This is a genomic window from Wolbachia endosymbiont of Pentidionis agamae (assembly GCF_036711655.1).
Lineage (GTDB): Bacteria > Pseudomonadota > Alphaproteobacteria > Rickettsiales > Anaplasmataceae > JAZHPY01.
The window spans coordinates 1-4,236 of the sequence record NZ_JAZHPY010000089.1; the positions used below are offsets into that span (position 1 = coordinate 1).

At 34.0% G+C, this 4,236-nt stretch carries 4 protein-coding genes and 2 pseudogenes; 4 read left to right on the forward strand and 2 right to left on the reverse strand.

The genetic code is table 11. From position 1 onward, the window contains the following. Positions 1-61: 61 nt before the first annotated feature. Together V6U76_RS04700 and V6U76_RS04705 are read right to left on the reverse strand one after the other, a co-directional pair. Complete coding sequence (locus tag V6U76_RS04700; protein ID WP_333023947.1) at positions 62-472, reverse strand: hypothetical protein; 411 nt, start codon at positions 470-472, stop codon at positions 62-64. 92 nt (positions 473-564) lie between these two features. Beyond that, the gene (locus tag V6U76_RS04705; RefSeq protein ID WP_333023949.1) at positions 565-2,157 is read right to left on the reverse strand and encodes an AAA family ATPase; all 1,593 of its coding nucleotides are present in this window, start codon (positions 2,155-2,157) and stop codon (positions 565-567) included. Positions 2,158-2,416: 259 nt separating this feature from the next. Between V6U76_RS04705 and V6U76_RS04710 the strand changes: the two genes are divergently transcribed. The 4 genes and pseudogenes from V6U76_RS04710 to V6U76_RS04725 form a co-directional block, all read left to right on the forward strand. After that, positions 2,417-2,563 carry a hypothetical protein gene (locus tag V6U76_RS04710; RefSeq protein ID WP_333023951.1) on the forward strand — a complete coding sequence of 49 codons (147 nt, stop codon included), beginning with the start codon at positions 2,417-2,419 and terminating at the stop codon, positions 2,561-2,563. 145 nt (positions 2,564-2,708) lie between these two features. Next, the gene (locus V6U76_RS04715) at positions 2,709-2,849 is read left to right on the forward strand and encodes a hypothetical protein (protein WP_333023952.1); all 141 of its coding nucleotides are present in this window, start codon (positions 2,709-2,711) and stop codon (positions 2,847-2,849) included. 130 nt (positions 2,850-2,979) lie between these two features. Beyond that, a pseudogene (locus V6U76_RS04720) lies at positions 2,980-3,773 on the forward strand (ATP-binding protein). A gap of 240 nt (positions 3,774-4,013) precedes the next feature. Beyond that, a pseudogene (locus V6U76_RS04725) lies at positions 4,014-4,236 on the forward strand (hypothetical protein); the annotation flags it as partial.

The following is a 4,236-nucleotide window of genomic DNA, read 5'->3' on the forward strand; positions in this document are numbered from 1 at the left end:
AAATTTTTGCGATTTATAGTCGGTTGGTAAAATTTTCTCATATACTGTAACATTCAGAAACCTAGCTCTGATAAATCCAGGAGTTTGGATCCTTAACTTGCACAATATCACCAAATTTTTGCGATTTATAGTCGGTTGGTAAAATTTTCTCATATACTGTAACATTCTCACTTGATTGATCCTCCACTCTCTTTTCCATACCTTCAACACAAAGTATTCCATATTTACTTCTTTCAGCATTTTTATCCTTTCTGTTAAACTTAATGTAACCCTTTGCAGCAAGAACATCTATACGTTCGCGAATGGAGTTTTTGCTGCCAAGACCTGCTTTATTTTCAAATACCTGAGAGAATGTATTGATTGTATATACTTTTCCTTTATTTCTGGCTTCATTATAAATTAATTGCAGTATAGCATCATACCTACGGGAGCGTTCTGCATCTAATTTTTGGCCATAACCCTTGTTTATCAACCTCTGTGACTCATAATCAAGTATGTGCCAGCAGTTATTTAATTTATCAATACATTTTGATGAAATAGCATGACCATTACGTAATTCAAATATTAGCTGACGACTACCTGCTGCTCATTCGGCTTAAACATTATCATTCCTGTAGTATAAAAGCTTCGTAATGAACCAGCACCACTGAAACTCTGAAAAGGGTCTTCTTCTAATGATTTCTTCTGAATCTTTTTTGTATGGTGTACTAAAATAATTCCTGCATCAGGATTAGCTAATGTTCTTAATTTTTCAATTCTCTCTTGTAAAAAAAATAGCATAGAATTATTGTCGTTTTCACTACCATTGTCACCAGCATCAAAAATGTTACGTAGTGGATCTATTGCAATAACATCAACTGTGTTTGAGCCAAATGAATCTTCTATTTCTTTCACAACTTCATCCATACTATCGTCGTTTAAAAGTAGCTTTGTTTGCGGGGTAATAACTAAATTATCTGCAGCAAGCTCAAGAAGTTCTTCGTCCAGCTTTAATTGTTGCATACGTTCACGCATGTAATGATAACCAATTTCAGTCTGAAGATAGAAGATTCTTAAAGGTCTTTTAGGCACCATATCAAGAAATGGAATTCCTGCTTCCATATGAAAGAGCCAAGAAATCAGAAAGTCGCTTTTGCCAACCTTAGGTGCACCAGCAAAGACTAAAAGGCCACTTGGAGTTACAATCCTTGGTGCAATTATATCCTCTGGCATTGGTGATTTGTCATTCAAATAGTGTCTTGCTGGAAATGAAATAAACCTTTTTTTGTTTAGAGTATCAGAAGTAGAAGCAGTTGCAGTATCAACAGCAGATAACGGCACTGAAGCTAAAAATTCTTTAACATTAATACTTTCCTTTACACAATCAGCTGCATCCCACTTCTCAGGTTTATCTTTTGGAATCTTAAGAACAGCAAGTGATGCGACTCCTACATCTAAAAGCTTTTTTTTAATATTTTTAGCATATATCTCACCTGCTTTATCATTATCAGGCCAAATAATAATATGTTTACCTTTAAGTGGAGTCCAATCAGTTTTCTTTGCATCTGCATTTGCTCCACACATTGTCGTTGTAGCTGTAATACCTTGCTCTATTAAGCTTTCAGCACATTTTTCTCCTTCTACCAAAACAACTTTATCAGATTTTAAAATTCCTGGAATATTGTATAGAGGCCTAGTTTCTTTTGGTGCAGTAAACTTAGATTGTTTTACATCAAAAGGACGATATTCTTTTCCTTCAGGAGTATCATAACGGTAGACTGTGACAATAACCTGATTGTTTTTATCGTAATAATTCCAACTGCAAGTAATATATTTTGTTAGATATTCGATAGTTTTATACTCTCTAGTACGCTTTATTCCAAGCCACTCAGCTATAGAAGCCATTATCTCATGAAAATCTCTTACCGTGTCTTTTCTATGTACACCTGCCAAAAGATCAATTATATCTCCACCTTCTTCAGTCTCGAAATCTTGCCAAAGTCCAGCTTTTTCTCCTGTTAATGCAATTTTCAAACTCTGTCCTCTATCACCATGAATATTGCCTACTCGGAATTTGTCACTATGAAAGGTACCACTCTGAAAAAGGTAAGAAAGACAAGATCTTAAATTCATCAATAATTGTGCTTTAATTTTTGAAACATTGTATGAATCATTCATAATTAACCCTTAAACTATAAATTCGGAGTGATTCTCCTTGTTCTATATATTCACCTGATTTATAAAAACTGTTCACTTAACAATTTCCCACATTGTTTTGGAGCGCTGTCTGATCAAAGTTTTGAGTGTCTGAGATTTGAAAAAAAATTCCAGATTTTTTAGTGGTAAAAAACTCACAATTGTCTGAGGTGTTTTTTCCATGTCCTACAGAGTTTACTAAAAAGATTTCATTCTTAAGTCTTTCATTAGAGAACATTATATGAAATCTAAAAACTCTTACCCAGGAATTGATTCTAAAGTTGTTGGTTTAGTAAAATTTTTTGCAAATTATTATAAATCACTTAAATGCTCTACTGATCAATCTATTGAAGACATAGAACAAGATCTTTTTTGTGAATTCTTCTAATGCTTGAATCAATACGATGCAACTAAAAGTAGTCTTTCAACCTTTGCAAATCAAGTTATTAAAAAACGCATCAATAATATAATTCGAAAACAACTACGCACTACTCCTAACCTTACGAGTGATACAAAGCAGCAAAGTTATTATTTTGAAGATGAAGCGATATGTAGTGCGTATACGTGTTGATGTTGAACAAGTTATTTCAAGGCTACCAAAAAAATTACAGGATTTATCTAAACAACTGAAACATCACAGCATCGCTGAAGTGGCGTATATGAGCAACATATAACGAACTACTTTACACAGCATCCTTAAGAATATGAGACATAAATTTGCATCTCTTAGTAAAAAAAGATGCAAGAAAAAGTGAACAGTTTTTGTAGTTTTAGTGAATATATATATAGCACATTATACAGTTTATGGATTTAAAAATAATAAATAGTGAAGAAAGAGCAAAAACAATAACACAAGTCTCTTAAAGACCATAGATGAACCAACGCTTTGTCTTGATTTTGAAGCTGGGTTACTTGCTGTTCAGGAGTGGAAAGTAGATTCAATTAGTATTCGAACCTGGAATGAAGCACGAGATATTGCCTGCCTTATTGGTGGCCCAAATCCTGCATTAAAATCTGATCAGGCATATAGTCAAAAACACTATGAGCATGTGTCAAGTAAATACAAAGAGCTTTCTTCTGAATTTTCTAAATATCGCTGTATTTTTATCGATAGCATAACAGTTGCGTCACGTTTATGTCTATTATGGACGAAAATGCAACCTGAAGCTTTCTCTGAGAGAAATGGCAAACAGGATATGAGAGCAGCATACGGGTTGCTTGCCCAAGAAATGATGGCTTGGCTTAATCAGTTTCAGCATATTCTAAATAAAGACATCATTACAGTTGGCACTTTAGGTCAATATATTGATGACTTTAATCGTCCAACTTGGCTGCCAAAATGCGAAGGAGCTAAAACTGCCAGTGAGATTCCTGGAATTGTTGATGAAGTAATTAGCATGGTAGGTATCAAGAAAGATGATGGCACGGAGATACGCTCCTTTGTCTGTCATACTATCAACCCTTGGGGATATCCTGCTAAAGATCGGAGTAGCCGCCTTGATATGGTTGAAGAACCTCATCTAGGTAATCTGCTTACGAAAATTAAAACTAAGGCTTTTTCTATTGATCAAACTACTAAATTTACTGCAAATAACTAACTTTTGTAGGAATTATGTTACAAACTACTGGTCAAAAGATTCCTTTTTATGGTCTAAGTTGTGCTGGAGGATTTTATAGTACTGGCATGGTTATGTATTGACAGGATAAAGAGAGTTCTATACGTCAAATAGTTTGCGAACTACGTAATGGTGCAAACAAATTTATCGATAAGATCAAAGGTAGTTGGCAACTTGTTGATCAGTGGAATATTTAGCTTTTTTATTTTTCATGGAGATTTTATGCTACAAGACTTTTTAACTGACTTTTACACCGTAAAATCACAAAGCAACTTAATACCAAAGGGTACAACAGTGAAAGTGAAAATGGCAATTAAACCTGGTGGCTATGAGAATTGGTTCACTAAAAGCTATGCTACTGGCAGCATCTATTTGAATGCAGAATTTACTATTATTGAAGGTCCATATGCAAAACGCAAGATTTATCAAATTATTGGTATTAAAA